Source organism: Actinoplanes sp. TFC3, assembly GCF_001553785.1.
In the GTDB taxonomy this organism is placed as follows: Bacteria; Actinomycetota; Actinomycetes; order Mycobacteriales; family Micromonosporaceae; genus Actinoplanes.
In genome coordinates this window covers 3,903,308-3,906,590 of record NZ_LOJP01000001.1, presented here as the reverse complement: position 1 = coordinate 3,906,590, position 3,283 = coordinate 3,903,308, and the positions used below count along the sequence as shown (strand labels likewise).

The following is a 3,283-nucleotide window of genomic DNA, read 5'->3' as shown; positions in this document are numbered from 1 at the left end:
GGGTTCAGCCAAGGGGTTGCGGGGGCTACCGGTTCGCAGGAACGGACTGCGATGGTCCCTCCACCCTAAGCGAGTGAACTCATGCGGGCTAATCTTGACTTCGTGAGTCTCAGCCGTAACGATCTTGCGCCCGACTTTGAGCTGCCCGACCAGGACGGGACGCCGCGGCGGTTGTCCGACCTGCTGGCCAGCGGTCCGGTGGTCCTGTTCTTCTATCCGGCCGCGCTGAGCACGGGGTGCACCGCCGAGGCCTGCAACTTCCGGGACCTCGCCGGGGAGTTCCAGGCTGCGGGGGTGCAGCGGGTCGGGATCAGCCGGGACACCATCGGCAAGCAGAAGCAGTTCGCCGACAAGCACGGCTTTGATTATCCGTTGCTCTCCGACCCCGAGAGCAAGGTCGCTTCCGCGTACGGAGTGAAGCGCAAACTTCCCCTCGGGTCCCTGAGCACCAAACGCCTGACCTTCGCCATCGGCACCGACGGGCGCATCATCGACGTGATCCACAGCGAGCTGGACATGAACCAGCACGCCGGCCGCGCCCTGCAAGCAGTCACCAAGACGCGGCCGTCGTCCTAGGGCACTACACCTCGTTGCGCCATTTGCGGCCGCTGCGGCCGATGAGGCGGTCGGCGTCGGTGGGGCCCCAGGACGCCGCCTCATAGGTCGGGATGGGGCTGGCGTCGTTGGCCCAGTGCTCGATGATCGGGTCGACGATGCGCCAGCACTGCTCGACCTCGTCGGTGCGGATGAACAGCGTGGGGTCGCCCAGCAGCGCGTCGAGCAGCAGCCGCTCGTAAGCCTCGGGGCTCTCCTCGCGGAAGGTCTGCTCGTAGGAGAAGTCCATGCTGGCGGTGCGCACCCGGAACGAGTGGCCCGGCACCTTGGCCCCGAAGCGCAGGCTGATGCCCTCGTTGGGCTGGATGCGCAGGATCAGCGCGTCGGCCTCGAGGTCGGTGAGCTGGTTGGTCGGGATCGGCAGGTGCGGTGGGCGCTGGAACTGCAGCGCCACCTCGGTGAGCCGGGCCGGGAGCCGCTTTCCGGTCCTGACATAGAACGGCACGCCGGCCCAGCGCCAGTTGTCGACGTTGAGGCGCATGGCCGCGTACGTCTCGGTGCGCGACAGCGGGTCGACGCCCACTTCCTCACGGTAGCCGGCCATCAGGTCCTCACGGGTACCCCCGCGGGTGTACTGCCCGCGCACCGCCAGGTCGGCGATGTCGCGGTCGGTGGGCAGCCGGATCGCTTGCAACAGCTTGACCTTCTCGTTGCGCAGCCCCTCGGCGTCGAACGAGGCCGGCGGCTCCATCAGCGCGAGCGCGAGGACCTGCAGCACGTGGTTCTGCACGATGTCGCGCATGGCCCCGGCGTGCTCGTAGAAGCCGCCGCGGGTGCCCACGCCCAGCGTCTCGGCCACGGTGATCTGCACGTGGTCGACCCAGGAGCGGTTCCAGATGGGCTGGAAGATCGCGTTGGCGAAGCGCAGCGCCAGCACGTTCTGGACGGTGTCCTTGCCCAGGTAGTGGTCGATGCGGAAGACCTGGGGCTCGTCGAACGCGGCGTGCACGATGCCGTCGAGCTCGCGGGCGCTGGCCAGGTCGTGGCCGTACGGCTTCTCGATGACCAGGCGCGAGAAGCTGCCCTCGCGGGCGTGGTTGAGCCCGGCCCCGGCCAAGCCGTTGATGACCGGCTCGAACGCCTCGGCGGGCGTCGAGAGGTAGAAGATCCGGTTGCCCGCGGTGCCGCGGCTGGCGTCCAGCTCGTCGAGGGTCTCGCCAAGCCGCTTGTACGTCTCCGGGTCGTCGTAGCCGCCGGACACGTACCGGATGCCGCCTTGTAGCTGCGACTTGTCGGCGAGGCTGCGGCTGCCCAGCGAGCTCTCGGCGAACTGGTGGTCCTGCATCGGCGTGCGGGCCACGCCGACCAGGGCGAACTCGGCCGGCAGCCGGTTGTGCCGGGCCAGGCTCTCCACGGCCGGCAGCTTCTTGCGGCGGGTCAGGTCGCCGGACGCACCGAAGATCACCAGGGTGGCGGGCGGGGCGTTGCGGTCCTGCGCCAGTTGCGGAACGTTGTCCATCGTCTTGGGTTTCCTCCACCGCGAACGTGAGCTTGCGTGTGAACTCTACGCAGCGGGCACTGCGATCGGATCAAACCACTACGCCGATGCGACCAGGCCCATAGCCGCAAAAGTGGCAAACTGTCATTTAAGCGGCCAACTGGCAGAGGAGACGGCGTGAAGTATCGGCTGGTTACGCGCAGTGACTTCGACGGGCTGGTCTGTGCCGTCCTGCTGCGTGTGCTCGACATGATCGACGACATCACGTTCGTGCATCCCAAGGACGTCCAGGACGGGGTGATCGATATCACGGACCGTGACATCCTCACCAACCTGCCGTACGACCCACGCGCTTATCAAGTGTACGACCACCACCACTCGGAAACCCTGCGTAACGAGGGCAACCGCAGCAACCACATCATCGACCCCGACGCGCCGTCGGCAGCCCGGGTCATCTACGACCACTTCGGCGGCGCCGAGCGTTTCCCCGAGGTCCCCGACGACCTGATGCGCGCCGTGGACCAAGCGGATTCCGCGGACTACCAGCTCGACGACATCCTCAACCCGCAGGGCTGGACGCTGCTGAACTTCCTGATGGACAGCCGCACCGGGCTCGGCCGCTTCCGCGAGTTCCGGATCTCGAACTACCAGCTGATGATGCTGCTCATCGACGCGTGCCTGCAGATGGCCTCGGTCGAGGAGATCCTGGCTCTCAAGGACGTCGCCGAGCGCGCTGAGCTGTTCCAGGACTGCTCGGCCATGTTCGTCGAGCAACTGCGCCGGGTGAGCCGGGTCGAGGGCGACGTGGTGATCGTCGATCTGCGCGAGGAAGAGACGATCATGGCCGGCAACCGGTTCATGGTGTACGCGCTGTACCCCCAGGCCCGGGTGTCCGTGCACATCATCTGGGGCCGGCAGAAGCTGAACACGGTGTTCGCCTGCGGCAAGTCGATCCTCGACCGCACCTCTCCGGTGGACATCGGCGAGGTCATGCTGCGCTACGGCGGCGGCGGGCACCTGGCCGCGGGCACCTGCCAGGTGCCGCACGAGGACTCCGACCGGGTCGAACGCGAGATCATCGACGCGCTCAAGTCCGCCTGAGACGTACCGGGAGAAGCGCTCCGGACGTACCGAGGTTGCTGGCGGGGGGGGGGGGCGGACCCCCCCCCCCCCCCCCCCCGCCGGGCGGGGGGGTTTGCCCTGGCCCCCCCCCCCCGGCGGGGTTCCCGC

General features: G+C 68.0%; 3 protein-coding genes. 2 read left to right on the top strand and 1 reads right to left on the bottom strand.

Annotated elements, in window-relative coordinates; genetic code table 11:
• Positions 1-102 precede the first annotated feature (102 nt).
• Positions 103-576, top strand: a complete 474-nt coding sequence (locus tag TFC3_RS17600; RefSeq protein ID WP_236718176.1) for a peroxiredoxin — start codon at positions 103-105, stop codon at positions 574-576.
• 4 nt (positions 577-580) lie between these two features.
• Here the strand turns inward: TFC3_RS17600 and zwf are convergent, their stop codons facing one another.
• Positions 581-2,074: a glucose-6-phosphate dehydrogenase gene (gene zwf, locus TFC3_RS17595; RefSeq protein ID WP_067501003.1), complete on the bottom strand. Its 1,494-nt coding sequence runs from the start codon at positions 2,072-2,074 to the stop codon at positions 581-583.
• A gap of 156 nt (positions 2,075-2,230) precedes the next feature.
• Here zwf and TFC3_RS17590 point away from each other — a divergent pair, with 156 nt between their 5' ends.
• Positions 2,231-3,154: an exopolyphosphatase gene (locus tag TFC3_RS17590; protein ID WP_067501001.1), complete on the top strand. Its 924-nt coding sequence runs from the start codon at positions 2,231-2,233 to the stop codon at positions 3,152-3,154.
• Positions 3,155-3,283 lie beyond the last annotated feature (129 nt).